The 15,508-nt window shown below is 70.3% G+C and carries 13 protein-coding genes; all 13 read right to left on the bottom strand.

The features are described 5' to 3' along the window. Positions 1-60: 60 nt before the first annotated feature. On the bottom strand, positions 61-450 hold the full coding sequence (locus tag EPD65_RS13305) for a hypothetical protein (protein WP_131584920.1): 390 nt from the start codon (positions 448-450) through the stop codon (positions 61-63). Then, entirely contained in the window at positions 450-1,289 is an 840-nt protein-coding gene (gene pyrF / locus EPD65_RS13300; RefSeq protein WP_131584917.1) for an orotidine-5'-phosphate decarboxylase, read from the bottom strand. Before pyrF ends, EPD65_RS13305 begins: the two co-directional genes overlap by 1 nt. Continuing rightward, complete coding sequence (locus EPD65_RS13295; RefSeq protein ID WP_165873008.1) at positions 1,289-2,086, bottom strand: tRNA-dihydrouridine synthase; 798 nt, start codon at positions 2,084-2,086, stop codon at positions 1,289-1,291. Before EPD65_RS13295 ends, pyrF begins: the two co-directional genes overlap by 1 nt. Beyond that, positions 2,083-2,883, bottom strand: a complete 801-nt coding sequence (locus tag EPD65_RS13290; protein WP_165873007.1) for an iron-sulfur cluster-binding protein — start codon at positions 2,881-2,883, stop codon at positions 2,083-2,085. Before EPD65_RS13290 ends, EPD65_RS13295 begins: the two co-directional genes overlap by 4 nt. Positions 2,884-2,896: 13 nt before the next feature. After that, on the bottom strand, positions 2,897-3,949 hold the full coding sequence (locus tag EPD65_RS13285; RefSeq protein WP_131584910.1) for a quinone-dependent dihydroorotate dehydrogenase: 1,053 nt from the start codon (positions 3,947-3,949) through the stop codon (positions 2,897-2,899). Continuing rightward, on the bottom strand, positions 3,946-7,269 hold the full coding sequence (carB, locus tag EPD65_RS13280) for a carbamoyl-phosphate synthase large subunit (RefSeq protein WP_131584908.1): 3,324 nt from the start codon (positions 7,267-7,269) through the stop codon (positions 3,946-3,948). Before carB ends, EPD65_RS13285 begins: the two co-directional genes overlap by 4 nt. 4 nt (positions 7,270-7,273) lie before the next feature. Beyond that, positions 7,274-8,401, bottom strand: coding sequence for a glutamine-hydrolyzing carbamoyl-phosphate synthase small subunit (gene carA, locus EPD65_RS13275; protein ID WP_131584906.1), 1,128 nt, complete (start codon positions 8,399-8,401; stop codon positions 7,274-7,276). Then, positions 8,398-9,699 carry a dihydroorotase gene (locus EPD65_RS13270; RefSeq protein ID WP_131584904.1) on the bottom strand — a complete coding sequence of 434 codons (1,302 nt, stop codon included), beginning with the start codon at positions 9,697-9,699 and terminating at the stop codon, positions 8,398-8,400. Before EPD65_RS13270 ends, carA begins: the two co-directional genes overlap by 4 nt. 3 nt (positions 9,700-9,702) lie before the next feature. Continuing rightward, positions 9,703-10,665, bottom strand: coding sequence for an aspartate carbamoyltransferase catalytic subunit (locus EPD65_RS13265; protein WP_131584902.1), 963 nt, complete (start codon positions 10,663-10,665; stop codon positions 9,703-9,705). Next, positions 10,662-11,276: a bifunctional pyr operon transcriptional regulator/uracil phosphoribosyltransferase PyrR gene (pyrR, locus tag EPD65_RS13260; protein ID WP_131584900.1), complete on the bottom strand. Its 615-nt coding sequence runs from the start codon at positions 11,274-11,276 to the stop codon at positions 10,662-10,664. The genes EPD65_RS13265 and pyrR overlap by 4 nt, the downstream gene beginning before the upstream one ends. 123 nt (positions 11,277-11,399) lie before the next feature. After that, a complete protein-coding gene (locus tag EPD65_RS13255) occupies positions 11,400-13,106 on the bottom strand; it encodes a TIGR03767 family metallophosphoesterase (protein ID WP_165873006.1) in 1,707 nt (568 codons plus the stop codon). Between the two features lie 88 nt (positions 13,107-13,194). Beyond that, positions 13,195-13,764 (bottom strand): hypothetical protein, encoded by a 570-nt coding sequence (locus tag EPD65_RS13250; protein WP_131584896.1) that lies wholly within the window; start codon positions 13,762-13,764, stop codon positions 13,195-13,197. After that, positions 13,761-15,488, bottom strand: coding sequence for a lamin tail domain-containing protein (locus EPD65_RS13245; RefSeq protein WP_131584894.1), 1,728 nt, complete (start codon positions 15,486-15,488; stop codon positions 13,761-13,763). The genes EPD65_RS13250 and EPD65_RS13245 overlap by 4 nt, the downstream gene beginning before the upstream one ends. Positions 15,489-15,508: the final 20 nt, after the last annotated feature.

Genomic DNA, 15,508 nt, shown 5'->3' with positions numbered 1-15,508 from the left:
CAATCTAGTCACGACATCACGCGACCGGCAACGCGGACCGGACATCCGGGTGGATCCGGGTCAGAACAGGCCGGCGTGGCAGACGTCGCGGGCTTCCTGGTCGACGGCGTTGGCGGCCGCCTGGACGTCCGGCGAGGCGAGCTTGAGACCGGCCTGACGGGTTGCCTTGTCGTCCTTCGCCGCTACTGCGTCGGCCAGGCCGGACACGGCGTCGACCAGCGTGCTCCAGTCCTCACGAACGTCGGACGGCGCGGCGTCGGCGAGGCTGCGCAGCGTCGGCAGGGCGTCGATGAGCCCCGTCTTCGCGCCGCCCTCGTCGAGGGTCTTGCCCAGGGTTGGTGCCGCCGCCGAGACGCGGTCACACCACTTCTCCTGGTCACTCGCGCACCCGCTCACCGTGAGCGTGCCGGCCATGGTGGCCGTCAGTGCGAGGAGCGTGAGCGCGCGCATCACAGCAGCGCGGCGAACTCGTCGTTGGCGCGGGCAGCTGCCTCGCGCAGCGCCTGGACCGAAGGGCCGGCGCCGAGGATCTCCCGGGTCGACGTGGGCACCACGTTGCGGACCGCGGCGCCGAAGATCCGGCGTACGTCGTCGGCCGTGCCGCCCTGCGCACCGATGCCGGGCACGAGCAGCGGACCGTTGATGTCGAGGTTCTCCTCGGTCGAGCCGATCGTGGCCCCGACGACGGCACCGAACGAGCCGAGCGACTCCGCTCCCTCGTTGGCGGCCCGCAGACCTGCGAGCACCTCCCCCGCAATCGTCGAACCGTCCGCGGTGCGTGCGTGCTGGAAGCGCGGTGCCTCCGGGTTCGACGTGAGCGCCAGGGCGAAGACGCCCGCGTTGTGCCGGGCGGCGGTCTCGATCATTGGCGCGAGCGAGCCGAACCCGAGGTACGGGCTGGCCGTGATCGCGTCCGAGGCGAGCGGGCTGGTCGGGTCGAGGTAGGCGTCGGCGTACGCCTGCGCGGTGGTGCCGATGTCACCCCGCTTGACGTCGAGGATGACCAGGCAGCCGGACTCGCGGCTGGCCGCGATGACCTTCTCCAGCACCGCGACGCCACGGGAACCGTGGCGCTCGAAGAAGGCCGACTGCGGCTTGATCGACGACACGACCGGCGCCAGGGCCTCGACCGCGGTCATCGCGAAGCGCTCACAGCCGTCGGCGGTGTCCGGCAGCCCCCACGCGGCGAGCAGCGAGGCGTGCGGGTCGATGCCGGGACAGAGCGGGCCGCGCGCGGACATCGCGGCGCGAAGCCGCGCTCCGAACGGCGCATCGGGTCGGGTGGTCATCAGGACTGCTCCTCCAGCTCGGCGGTGATGCGGGCAAGGGTGGACGGGTCGTGCAGCAGCGCGGTGCCGACCTGGACGGCGAAGGCACCGGCGGCTTCGAAGGCGCGGGCGTCGGCAGCCGACGTCACTCCCCCGACGCCGATCAGCGGGAACTCGGGCAGCTCGTCGCGGACCGCCCGCACAGCGCGGAGCGCGGTCGGGAGGATCGCCGGGCCCGAGAGCTCGGCCGGGGTGCCGTTGGGCAACGAGGCGGGCAGCGCTCCTCCGACGACGAGCGCGTCCGCACCGACTTCTGCGACGGCGCGGGCAAGAGCGGGCAGACGACGGACGTCGGCGCCCAGCTTCACGTGCAGGCCGAGGTTGTCGGGCAGTGCGTCGAGCACGACCCGGACCGCGGCAGCCGCACCCTTGGGGGTGGACCCGTCGTGCAGGCGCAGGGCGGCGGGGTCGTCGACCGCGAGGTTGAGCTCGATGCCGGTCAGGCCCGGAGCAGTCGCCACCCGGCGTACGACGGCGGCGATGTCGTCGAGCGAGGCGCCCGTGACCGAGGCCCAGGTGGGCACGCCCTGCTGGGCCAGCCACGGCATCTCATGGGTCAGGAACCGGTCGACGCCGGGGTTCTGGAGCAGGTGCGCCCGGACCAGGCCGCCCGGCGACTCGGAGATCCGGAGACGGCTGCCCCGGCGCGGGTCGAGGGTCAGGGTGCGCGTGACAAAGCCACCGAGCGCGCCCAGATCGGCGTACGGCGCGAGCTCGCGGCCGGTGCCTCCACATCCGGAGGCGACGTACAGCGTCACAGCAGCCCCCACTGGATCCGGTCGCCGCGGAAGACGGGGCCTTCGGCGCAGGCGCGCACACGGTGGGCGATGGCGTCCTCGCCGACGGCGGGGACGATGCAGCCGTGGCACAGGCCTGTGCCGCACGGCTGCGGGACCTCGAGCGCGACCTGGCTCCAGGCGCCGTGCTGCTCGGAGATGCCGGCAACGGCATGCAGGCTCGCTGCTGGAGCGGCGGCGTAGACGACCGAGGCACCCGAACGCTGCAGGGCGCCCGGCAGCGCCTGCGCGATGGTGCCCTGGGCGCCCATGGAGCCGTCTGCGGTGACGATGGTGACCGCCTCGGCCGACCGGCGTACGTCGAGGCCGTCGATGACTTCGGCGGCGGTGTCCGCGGCGAGGAGCAGTGATACCGGGCAGCCGCGCTCGACCAGCCGCTCGGCGAGCGGAAAGAGCGATGCCGCGGCATAGCCCTCGCCGACGAGGAGGCACGGGACAGCCTGCTTGGGCTGGGCGAACGGCCGACCGAGCGGACCGATCAGGTCCACGGACGCGCCGACCCCGAGGCCGGCGAGCCAGCTGCTGCCCACTCCGGTCGGGCGGACGACGATGTCGATCGTTGCCCCAGACGAGCTCGACGAGCGCACGCGGTGCACCCAGAAGCTCCGTCTGGACAGGTGGGAGCCGTCGTGCAGGGCGATGCTGACGAAGTTGCCGGGACGGAAGGTCTCGACGACTCCGGGCGCCGCGAGCGTGACATGCTGGAACGCGCCGATCCGCTCGCTCGCCCGTACGTCCGCGGTCGCCTGGAGAGTCATCGCTGGCCCGTCATCAACGGCGCTGGACCCCGCGCACGATGGCACGAGGCCACAGCGGCCCCTCGTAGATGAACGCCGTGTAGCCCTGCAGCAGGTCCGCACCGGCATCGAGCCGGGCGCGAGCATCGGCGACCGTGGTGATGCCTCCGACGCCGATCAGCGTGAGGTCATCGCCGACCCGACCCTTGAGCAGACGCAGCACCTCGAGCGAGCGCTCGGTGAGCGGGCGCCCCGAGAGACCACCGGCTCCGACCGTCTCGATCCGCGCGGCGGAGGCCTTCAGACCCTCGCGCGAGATCGTCGTGTTGGTCGCGGTGATGCCGTCGAGGCCGATCGCCTTCGCCATGTCGGCGACGGCGAGCACGTCGTCGTCGGCCAGGTCCGGCGCGATCTTGACCACGAGCGGCACACGGCGGTCGGTGACGACCTCGTCGGCGCGCTTGCGCACGGCCTCGAGGAGCGGGGCGAGCTTTTCGACGGCCTGCAGGTTGCGCAGCCCGGGGGTGTTGGGCGAGGAGACGTTGACGACCAGGTAGTCGGCGTACGGCGCGAGGTGGTCGACGGACTTCTCGTGGTCCTTGATCACCGCGGCGATGTCGTCGTCGGGCACGACCTTGGTCTTGCCGATGTTGACGCCGACGACCGGACCCGGCTTGCTCGCGCGGGCCGCGGCGCGAGCGGCGAGACGCCGACCCACGACCTCGGCGCCGTCGTTGTTGAAGCCCATCCGGTTGACGACCGCACGATCGTCGAGCAGCCGGAAGAGCCGCGGCTTCGGGTTGCCCGGCTGCGCCTCTCCGGTCACGGTGCCGATCTCGATGTGCCCGAAGCCGAGGCCCGCGAGCGCGTCGATGCCGACGGCGTTCTTGTCGAAGCCGGCGGCCAGACCGAGGACGTTGGGGAACTCGAGTCCGAGCGCCGACACCGGACGGGGCTTCAGCGTGCGACCCCAGGCTGCCGTCGCGAAACGGCCTGCCCGGATCGCCGCAAACGCCTGCTCGTGCGCCTTCTCCGGGTCGATCTTGGAGAAGACGCCGTCGAAGAGGACGTCGTAGGGCTTCTTCACGCGTCCTGCCCAGCCTGGGCGATCTCCGCGGCCCACTCCTGCAGGGACTTGACTCCGATGTCGCCACCGCGGACCGCGTGGATGCCCTGGACCGCAGCAGCGGCGCCCTGGACGGTGGTGATGCACGGCGTGCCGGTGAGGACGGCGGCGGCGCGGATCTCGTAGCCGTCGACACGGGCCTCGGAGGCCGAGCCGTTGGGGGTGTTGACGATCAGGTCGATCTCGCCGTCGAGGATCATCTGGACCGAGGTCTTCTCGCCCTCGTTGCCCTCGCCCTCGAAGTGCTTGCGGACGACGGTGGCCTCGATGCCGTTGCGGCGGAGCACCTCGACGGTGCCCTGCGTGGCGAGCAGCTCGAAGCCGTAGTCCGCGAGGACCCGGGCCGGGAAGATCATCGAGCGCTTGTCGCGGTTGGCGATCGAGATGAAGACCTTGCCGGACGTCGGCAGCGGGCCGTACGCAGCGGCCTGGGCCTTGCTGAACGCCGTGCCGAAGTCGGCATCGAAGCCCATGACCTCACCGGTCGACTTCATCTCCGGACCGAGCACGGAGTCGACGAACTTGCCCTCCGGCGTACGGAAGCGGTTGAACGGCAGGACCGCCTCCTTGACCGCGATCGGCGCGTCGGCGGGCAGCATGCCGCCGTCGCCGGTCTCGGGCAGGACACCGGCCTTGCGCAGGTCGGCGATCGACTCGCCCATCATCACGCGGGACGCGGCCTTGGCCAGCGAGGTGCCGGTCGCCTTGGAGACGAACGGGACCGTGCGCGAGGCGCGCGGGTTGGCCTCGAGGACGTAGAGCACGTCGGAGCCCAGCGCGAACTGGATGTTGATCAGGCCGCGGACGCCGACACCCTTGGCGATGCCCTCGGTGGCCTCGCGGATCCGCTTGATCTCGGTCGCGCCGAGGGTGATCGGCGGGAGCGCGCAGGAGGAGTCACCCGAGTGGATGCCGGCCTCCTCGATGTGCTCCATGACGCCGCCCAGGAACAGGTCCGTGCCGTCGTACAGCGCGTCGACGTCGATCTCGACCGCGTCGTCGATGAAGCGGTCGATGAGGACCGGGCGGTCCTCGCTGATCAGGTCGGTCGCGGCCGCGAGGTAGGCCTCGAGCTGGTCGTCGGAGTACACGATCTGCATGCCGCGGCCACCGAGGACGTACGACGGACGCACGAGCACCGGGTAGCCGATGGAGTGCGCGATGTCGCGCGAGTCCTCGAACGAGACCGCCGTGCCGTGCTTCGGCGCGACCAGGCCGGCCTCGTCGAGCACACGGCCGAAGGCGCCGCGCTCCTCGGCGAGGTCGATGGCCTCGGGCTGCGTGCCCACGATCGGAACGCCGTTGTCCTTGAGGCCCTGCGCCAGGCCCAGCGGGGTCTGACCACCGAGCGTCGCGATGACACCGGCGACCGGGCCGGCGGCGAGCTCGGCGTGGTAGATCTCGAGGACGTCCTCGAGCGTCAGCGGCTCGAAGTAGAGACGGTCAGCCGTGTCGTAGTCGGTCGAGACCGTCTCCGGGTTGCAGTTGACCATGATCGTCTCGTAGCCGGCCTTGGTGAGCTCCAGGGCAGCGTGCACGCACGAGTAGTCGAACTCGATGCCCTGGCCGATGCGGTTCGGGCCCGAGCCGAGGATCAGGACCGCCGGCTTGGTGCGCGACTGGACCTCGGTCTCCTCGTCGTACGACGAGTAGTGGTACGGCGTCTTGGCGGCGAACTCGGCGGCGCAGGTGTCGACGGTCTTGTAGACCGGGCGGATGCCCTTGTCCCAGCGAGCGGCACGGACCTCGGCCTCGGACAGCCCGCGGATGTCGGCGATCTGGGCGTCGGAGAAGCCGTGGCGCTTGGCCAGGCGCAGCGTCGCCTCGTCGAGCTCGGCCGCCTCGGCAACCGCGACAGCGACCTCGTGGATCAGGAAGAGCTGGTCGACGAACCACGGGTCGATCTTCGTGGCGTCGAAGATCTCCTGCTGCGTCGCGCCGGCGCGGATCGCCTGCATGACCTTCTGCACGCGACCGTCGTGCGGGCGCTTGATCAGCGTCAGCAGCTCGGCCTTGTCCCCCGCGTCGCCGGTGAAGCGGAACGGCGCGGCCTTGTTCTCCATGGAGCGGAGCGCCTTGTTGAAGGACTCGGTGAAGTTGCGGCCGATCGACATCGCCTCGCCGACGGACTTCATGTGCGTCGTGAGGGTGTCGTCGGCGGTCGGGAACTTCTCGAACGCGAACCGCGGGACCTTCACGACGACGTAGTCGAGCGTCGGCTCGAAGCTCGCGGCCGTCGAGCCCTGCGGGCCGGCGGTGATGTCGTTCTCGATCTCGTCGAGGGTGTAGCCGATGGCGACCTTGGCGGCGATCTTGGCGATCGGGTAACCGGTCGCCTTCGACGCCAGCGCCGAGGAGCGCGAGACGCGCGGGTTCATCTCGATGACGATGACGCGGCCGTCGGCCGGGTTGACGGCGTACTGGATGTTGCAGCCGCCGGTGTCGACGCCGACCTCGCGGATGATGCCGATGGCCAGGTCACGCAGGTGCTGGTACTCGCGGTCCGTGAGCGTCATCGCGGGGGCGACGGTGATCGAGTCACCGGTGTGGGTGCCCATCGGGTCGAAGTTCTCGATGGAGCAGATGATGACGACGTTGTCCTTCTTGTCGCGCATCACCTCCAGCTCGTACTCCTTCCAGCCGATGATCGACTCCTCGATGAGGACCTCGGTGGTCGGCGAGGCGGAGAGACCGGCGCCCGCGAGGCGGCGCAGCTCGGTCTCGTCGTACGCGATGCCGGAGCCGGTGCCGCCCATGGTGAAGGAGGGGCGGATGACGACCGGATACACGCCGCCGAGGGTGTCGACGGCCGCGAGGACCTCGTCCATCGTGTGGCAGATCTCGGAACGGGCCACCTCGCCGCCGACCTTGTGGACGATCGCGTTGAAGAGCTCACGGTTCTCGCCGCGGTGGATCGCGTCAAAGTTGGCACCGATCATCTCGACGCCGTACTTCTCCAGGACGCCGGACTCGTGCGCCGCGATGGCGGCGTTGAGCGCGGTCTGGCCACCGAGGGTCGGCAGGATCGCGTCGGGGCGCTCCTTGGCGATGACCTTCTCGACGAACTCGGGGGTGATCGGCTCGACGTACGTGGCGTCGGCGAACTCCGGGTCCGTCATGATCGTGGCCGGGTTGGAGTTGATCAGGATGACCCGGAGGCCCTCCGCCTTGAGGATGCGGCAGGCCTGGGTGCCGGAGTAGTCGAACTCGCAGGCCTGGCCGATGATGATCGGGCCGGAGCCGATGACGAGGACGGACTTGATGTCGTCGCGCTTGGGCATGTGATCAGGCCTTCCGAGCCGAGCGGTCGTTCATGAGCTGCACGAAGCGGTCGAAGAGGTACGCCGCGTCGTGGGGGCCGGCAGCGGCCTCCGGGTGGTACTGCACGGAGAAGGCCTTGAGGCCCTTCTCGTCGACGAGCTCGAGGCCCTCGACGCAGTCGTCGTTGAGGTTGATGTGCGACACCGTGGCCTCACCGAACGGCGTGGTGGTGGAGCCCTCGAGCGGGGCGTCGACGGCGAAGCCGTGGTTGTGCGCGGTGACCTCGACCTTGCCGGTCGTGCGGTCCAGGACCGGCTGGTTGATGCCGCGGTGGCCGTACTTGAGCTTGTAGGTGCCGAAGCCGAGCGCGCGACCGAAGAGCTGGTTGCCGAAGCAGATGCCGAAGTACGGGATCTCCTCGCCCAGCGCCGCCCTGAGCAGCTCCACCTGCCCGGTGGTGGCGGCCGGGTCACCCGGGCCGTTGGAGAAGAAGAGACCGTCAGGGTTGACCGCCTGCACGTCCTCGAGCGTCGCGGTGGAGGGCAGCACGTGCACCTCGATGCCGCGCTCGGCCATCATCCGCGGGGTGTTCGCCTTGATGCCGAGGTCGACCGCGGCGACCGTGAGCAGCTTCTCGCCGACTGCCGGGACGACGTACGCCTCGGCGGTGGTGACTGCGTCGGAGAGGTTGGCGCCGGTCATCTCGGCTTCGGCGCGGACCTTGGCGAGGAGCATCTCGGGGTCGGTGTCGACGGTGGAGATGCCCACGCGCATCGAGCCGACCTCGCGCAGGTGGCGGGTCAGGGCACGGGTGTCGATGCCGGAGATGCCGACGACGCCCTGCTCCTTCAGCTCGTCGTCGAGCGAGCGCACCGAGCGCCAGTTCGACGGGACGCGGGCAGGGTCGCGCACGACGTAGCCGGCGACCCAGATCTTGCGCGACTCCGGGTCCTCGTCGTTCATGCCGGTGTTGCCGACGTGCGGAGCCGTCATGACCACGACCTGGCGGTGGTACGACGGGTCGGTCAGCGTCTCCTGGTAGCCGGACATGCCGGTGGAGAAGACGGCCTCGCCGAAGGTCTCGCCTTCGGCACCGAAGGACTCGCCGCGGAACGTCCGTCCGTCCTCGAGAACAAGCAGGGCGGGCTTCATACGAGCTTTCCTTCCATCACGGTGGCCTTGCCACGCAGGAACGTGGCGTGCACGGCGCCGGTCAGTTCACGACCGTGCCAGGGGTTGTTGCGGGACAGCGACACACTCGCGTCACGGTCCACGGTGACCTTCGCCGACGGGTCGACGAGGGTGAGGTTTGCAGGAGCGCCCACGGCGATCTCGAGGCCGTGGCCATCGAGGCCGGCGATCCGCGCCGGGTTGACGCTCAGCACCCGCGCTACGCCGGCCCAGTCGAGGAGACCGGTCTCGACCATGGTCGTGACGACGACGCTGAGCGCCGTCTCCAGCCCGAGCATGCCGAACGCTGCGTCGACGAAGGCGTGGTCCTTGTCGTGCTTCGCGTGCGGGGCGTGGTCGGTCGCGACGGCGTCGATCGTGCCGTCGGCGAGCGCGGCGCGCAGCGCCTGCACGTCCTCGGCGGGGCGCAGCGGCGGGTTGACCTTGTACGTCGGGTCGTAGCCCAGCAGTTCGTCGGTGGTGAGGATCAGGTGGTGCGGGGTGACCTCGCAGGTGACGTCGATGCCCTGGGACTTGGCCCAGCGGACGACCTCGACACTGCCCGCGGTCGAGACGTGCGCGATGTGCACGCGACTGCCCGTGTGACGGGCCAGCATCACGTCGCGCGCGACGATGACCTCTTCGGCGATGCCGGGCCAGCCGGGCAGGCCGAGCTGGCCGGAGATCTCGCCCTCGTGGCAGCACGCGCTGCCGTAGGGAGCGAGCGACGGGTCCTGGGCGTGCTGGGAGACGACTCCCCCGAACGCCTTGACGTACTCCAGCGCGCGGCGCATCACGCGGGCGTCGTGGACGCACTTCCCGTCGTCGGAAAAGACCCGCACGGCGGCGCGCGACCGGGCCATCAGGCCCAGCTCGGCGAGCTCGTGACCCTCGAGGCCCTTGGTCACCGCGCCGACCGGCTGCACGTCGACGTAGCCGGCCGCGACGCCGAGGTCGAGCACGCGCTCGGCGGCCTCGGCGGTGTCGGTGACCGGGTTGGTGTTGGCCATCGCCAGGACGGCCGTGTAGCCACCCACGGCAGCGGCCTGCGAGCCGGACAGGATCGTCTCGGCGTCCTCGCGGCCGGGCTGGCGCAGGTGCGTGTGCAGGTCGACGAAGCCGGGCAGTGCGATCAGCCCAGCGGCCTCGACCACGACCGCACCGGTCGAGTCGGCGCCGGCGCCGGCGCCCACAGCGGTGATGACGCCGTTCTCGACCAGGATGTCGGCGGCCTCAGCGCCGAGGATCCGGGCGCCCTTGATCAGGGTCTTGTCAGACATGGGTCACTCCCCCGTCGTCGCTGCGGCGGACGGGCCGGCCAGCAGGTGGTAGAGCACGGACATGCGGATCGCGACACCCGCGGAGACCTGGTCGAGCACTGCGCTGGAGGCGGCGTCGGCGGCCTCGGGCGCGATCTCGAGACCGCGGTTCATCGGGCCGGGGTGCAGGATCGGGGTGCCCTCCTTGAGCAGCCCGAGGCGCGACCGCGTGAGTCCGTAGCCGACGGTGTACTCGCGGGCCGTCGGGAAGTAGCCGCCCGACATCCGCTCCTTCTGGACGCGGAGCATCATCACGGCATCGGCCGTCGGCAGCACCGCGTCGACGTCGTACGACGTGGCGAAGCCGGCGTCCTTGGACCAGGCGGTGATGCCGCTGGGCATCAGCGTCGGCGGGGCCACGACGGTGACCTCGGCGCCGAGCTTGGTCAGGCACTTCACGCCGGAGCGGAAGACCCGGCTGTGCGTCAGGTCGCCCACGATCGCGATGTGGCGACCCTCGAGCGAGCCGAGCCGGCGCGTCAGCGTGTAGGCGTCGAGCAGGGCCTGCGTCGGGTGCTCGTGCGTGCCGTCGCCGGCGTTGATCACCGGAATTGTACTGGATTCTTGGCGAAGCCAGCCGGCGACCTGCTGCGCGGCACCCGAGGCCGAGTGGCGCATGACCAGGCCGTCGATGCCCATCGCGGTCACGGTCAGCACGGTGTCGCGCAGGGACTCGCCCTTCGAGGTCGACGACCCCTTGGCGGACAGGTTGATCACGTCCGCGGAGAGCCACTTGCCGGCGATCTCGAAGCTGGACCGGGTCCGGGTCGAGTCCTCGAAGAAGAGGTTGATCACCGTCTTGCCACGCAGGGCGGGCAGCTTCTTCACGTCACGGCGCTGCACGTCGTGCATCTCCGCGGCGGTCTCGAAGAGAGCGTGGATGTCGTCGACCGTCACGTCGTCGATCGACAGCAGGTGCTTCTTCACGCGCCCCTCCCTCCTTCGATGGATGTGGCGATGCGGACCTCGTCCGCGCAGTCGGGGCCGTCGGTCTCCGCCAGGCGCACCGAGACTCGCTCGGTGCGGGCGCTGGGCAGGTTCTTGCCGACATGATCGGCGCGGATCGGCAGCTCGCGGTGCCCGCGATCGACCAGCACGGCGAGGCGTACGACGGCGGGTCGGCCCAGGTCGGACAGGGCGTCGAGCGCAGCCCGGATGGTCCGGCCCGAGTAGAGGACGTCGTCGACCAGCACGACGGTCTTGCCGTCGATGCCACCGGCCGGGACGACGGTCTTGTGCGGGCTGCGCGTCGGGTGCGACTTGAGGTCGTCGCGGTACATCGTCACGTCGAGCTCGCCGACCGGCACGGAGGTGCCCTCTACCGCGAGGATCTTCTCCGCGATCCGCTTCGCCAGCGGCACGCCGCGCGTGGGCAATCCGAGAAGGACCAGGTCCTCGGCGGACTTGTTGCGCTCGAGGATCTCGTGCGCGATGCGCGTGAGCGCTCGGGTGACGTCCTGGGAGTCGAGCACGATACGACCGGGATCGGTCGACTCAACGGGGGCAGAACCCTCGGGGACCTGATCGTGGGTAGGCATCAGCGCTGCTGACTCCTTCTCCGCCTCACGGGACGGCTCGTTAAAGGATGTCGAACTCCCCGAACCCTACCAGCCGGAGCCCCGACCTCCCCAGCTCACAGCTGCCGCTGGACGCGGTCTGCGTCACGGCTTCTGGATGAGCAGCTCCACGTTGCGGTCGGCCACCGCGCCGTTGCGGTTGGCGGTCCGCTCTTGCCAGTCGTTGGCGCTGAGCTCGCGCGAGAGCGACGCCAGCTTGAGGGTGTTGGCCAGGCTCCCGCCGTACGACGCGGGCGCGGCGTGGTCGACCATCGTGGCGAAGATCGAGAGCGTGCCGTCGTCGTTGTCGGCGATCTCCACCAGGCGTGACTGCTGGGGGAAGTCGATGTGGGAGGCCGTGTTGATCTCCCAGAAGCCACGTGCGCCGCCGGTCCGCGCCCACACCTGGTTGCGGTGGCTGTGGCCGTTGATCCACGCGATGACGCGGGGGTGCGCCTGGAGCAGTGTCACGACTGCAGGGCCGAGGACGCGCGGCGAGAGGTCGCCCCCGGTCGCCACGAGCGGGTTGCCCATCGTCTCGCTCGTGTGGTGGCTGCAGATCACCTGGTACGCCGCCCGCGGCGTCGCCAGCTCGTCCGTCAGCCACGTCATCTGGGCCTGGTCGAGCGACCCGTCGGCATACCCGTTGGGGTTGACGGTGTCGAGGACGATGACCTGCACCTGGCCGCGCACGTACGTGTAGTACGCCGTGCCCTGGGCGCGATTCTGGGCCGTGAAGCCGTGGCCCACCGGTGCGCCTGTCGTCGTGAAGTGCTCCTCGACCACCTGGGCGCGCGTGAGGATGCGGCGGTCCTTGTCGGCGCTGACGACGCGTACGTGCGTGCCGACCTCGAGGCTGTTCAGCAGCCCGAGCGGGTCGGTCCGCAGGGCATGGAGGAGATCGGCCTGGCTCAGGCCGGCCGGCGGGCTGATGATCTTCAGGCTGCCGGTCGCGATGGCGTTCATGCCGACCCCGAGCGTCTTCGGCGGGAAGTTGCCCTGCACTCCCCCGTCGTGGTTGCCGAACGCCGTGAACCACGGCATCCGCAGGCCCGCCGGCGTGAACGGGCGGCGGGCGGCCGTGAGCAGACCCGGCACCTTCGGGAACCCGTACTGCTTGCGCGGGATGTCGACGGGTCGCAGGACCGGCTGGCCATCGGGGTGCCAGTAGTGCGGGTCATAGCTGAGCAGGTCCTGGTCGGCCACTCCCTCCCACTTCGTGCGGTTGCCGGAGTCGGGCGTGACGACCTTGCCGCCGGAGAGGATGTCGATGTTCCAGCGCGTCTCGTTGTACTGCGCGTTGTCGGCGTTGTCGCCCGTCTGGATCGCGAAGTCGAGCGGGAGTCGCGTGACGGGTGCGGCCCCGGCGACGGCGTTGATCGCCCGCACCATCGAGTCGGCGACCTGGGCGCTGAGCATCTCGTGGGCCCGGTACGACGACGAGGTCAGCGTGGTCGTCGGGTCCCCGACCGCGTCCGTGTCGTCGAAGCGGTCCAGCCACTCCAGGCGCATCGGTGACTGGGCGTCGACGACGTGCACGTCGGAGAGCTGGGCGAACGCCAGCACTCCCGTACGCCGCGTGGCGCGGTCCGCGGCCGGCGTGGTGACGAACTCGGTGCGGACGACGTGCGGCTCGCCGCCACCGGCGACGATCTTGCGATATCCGCCTGCACCGGGTGCTCCGCGCTGCCACGTGCGTGCCAGCGTCGTGCCGGTCGGCACCACGGCGAGGGCCGGGACCGGGCGGAGGATTCCACTGACAGCTGCTGCGGCCAGGCCGCTCCGGATCAGGTTCCGTCGAGTGATCTGCACCACTGGAGACTAGCGCCGGATCAGCCGTTGGGAAGCGCAATTGACCCGCGGGTCACACCGATCCGGGCGCATGTCCGGACGTCGGTGCTCAGCGTGGTGCAGGCAGGGTGTGGACGTGCTTGCTGCCGGGTGGATCAGCCGCACAGTTCTTGCCCTGCGGCGGCAGCTCGCGCAGCTCTGAGCGGGCGGCCCAGCCCCGGACCTCGCGTTGCTTCTCGGCCGGATCCGGCAGGGTCTCCACGAGAACGCGCGTGTCCTTGAGCGCGTACGCGACAACCTGGCGCCCGCCGTCGACCGGGGTCGCGCCGATGGTGGCGCCACACAGGGGTGGAGCGCCGACGAGATGGAACTGCCCGCGCAGGTAGAAGTCGTCCAGCCAGCCCGTCACCGACGGCCCTTCAAGCGTCGTGACCCGCATCGCGGTGTGGTCGCGCTCGACGACGCGCACGAGCGTGCCGTCATGGATGCGGCCGACCTGGTGCGACCCGTTCGCGACGTCGTAGACGGGGACCATGTCGACGTCCACGAAGCCGTGGTCGTCGCGACCGCTGACCATCGCCAGCCGCCCGTCGCCGGTGTCCTTCTCGCCCACCGCCTCGCTGGCGCACCCCGTGAGGAGCACGCCAGCGAGGAGGAGACAGGTCGTGCGAGCGATCACGGGCAGGTCGCCGGGTTCGCGGTGCCCTGGGTGACGCTGGTCGAGGCGGTGTCGCACCAGGTGCCGCCGTCGTTGACGCGGTGGATCACCTTGTTCGACTGCGACGTCGACCAGGTGTACGACTTCGAGTCCAGCTCCACCCCGCCCGGCGAGGTGTAGCGCGCGTAGTCGGTGCCGGTGTTGTTCAGGAAGCCGGAGGCAAACTCGTACACCCAGCGGCCGCCGGCCGGGATCACGGTGCCTGCCGGGATCACCTTGGGCGAGCCACCGCCGTTCGCCAGGTCGTCGACGTAGTAGCCCGACACGTCGACCGCGACGTTCGTCGGGTTGTAGAGCTCGATCCACTCGTTGCCCGTGCTCGGCGCCGGCAAGAACTCGTTGACCTTGACCAGCGTCGGGTCGCCCTGGGTGCCGCCACCGGTGTGCGTGCCGGACACGTAGGACTTCGTGCCCGCGTCGTAGGCGACGGAGAAGTCAGCGCCGCCGTTGGTCGTGTAGAGGTGGACCGTGCCGTTGCTGTTGAGGGTGCCGGAGTAGTCGATCGCCGCACCGCTCACGTCCGTGGTGTCACACGGGTTGTTGGCCAGGTAGATGTCCGCGCCCACCGCCCGGTAGGCGTCGAGCGTGCGGTTCGCCGGGTGGCCGTACGAGTTCGTGCCGCACGAGATGAACGTCGTCTGCGGGTCCATGCCGTTGACGTACGCCGCAGAGCTGGAGTGGCCCGAGCCGTGGTGGTTGGCGCGGACGGTGTCGTAGGTCTGGTTGCCGAACTTGCCGACCAGGCCCGCCTCGATGTTGTTGTAGGTGTAGCCGTCGGCGGACGTCGAGTACTCACCGTCGGAGTCACCCGCGGTCGCGTAGCGGTAGCTGCCGAACGAGGTCTTCACGGCCGTCGAGTAGTCGTTCTCGCTCGGCGGGACGGAGTCGGCGGAGTGGTCGCCCGCAACCGGCGTCGTACCGTCCGCCTGCATCGTGCCGGCCGCGTCGGCGTTGACGACGACCGACTGGGCGCCCGAGCCGAGGTCGATCGTCGGCCACGACGCAGAGTTCGTGGTGAGCGGGACGACGTGACCCTGGATGTTGGCGCGGTCGGCCTGTCCCGCCGGGCCGTAGAGCCAGCAGATGAAGCGGCGGGCGGTCTGGCTCGTCGTACCGACGTTGTGCCAGGCGACTTCGGGCGCGGGCGCCGTCGAGGTGCCCACCTCGCACTGGTTGTCGCTGTTGGCGTCGGTCCAGGTGCCGGCATCGCGGTCGTAGAGCGTGCCGACCGTGAAGTCGAGGCCACCCGAAGCGGCGGGCGCGAGCAGCTGCCACAGTCCGTTGCCGATGGACGAGGCGCCGTCCTCGGGCACGTGGGCGTAGCCGATGTGGTCGAGGTGCTGGTGGCTGACCATCACGTAGTCGAGCGCGACGGGGTTGCTCCCCGTGCCGCAGATGGACTTGATCTGCTGCGCCACCTCGTAGGCCTTCGTGCCGGTGCCGGTCGAGTTCCAGGCGCGCTCGCCGAGGTCGACGAGCATCGTCTTGCCCGTCGGTCCGACGATCAGCTGGCTGTCGCCCTGGTCGACGTCGAACCAGTAGACGTTGAGCTCGCCCTGCCGCCACGAGCCGTTGGTGGAGCAGGAGGTGGCGGCTGCGGAAGCCGGCGCGGTCGTGGCGATCGGAACAGCCACGAGGCCAGCGGCGACGGTGACCGCGGCTGCGGCGGCACGGAAGAAGGTCATCGGGTGCAGGGCTCCTGAGG

The organism is Nocardioides jejuensis (assembly GCF_004337475.1).
Lineage (GTDB): Bacteria > Actinomycetota > Actinomycetes > Propionibacteriales > Nocardioidaceae > Nocardioides > Nocardioides jejuensis.
The sequence above is the reverse complement of the archived record's forward strand: the minus strand, read 5'-3'. Positions and strand labels throughout refer to the sequence as shown.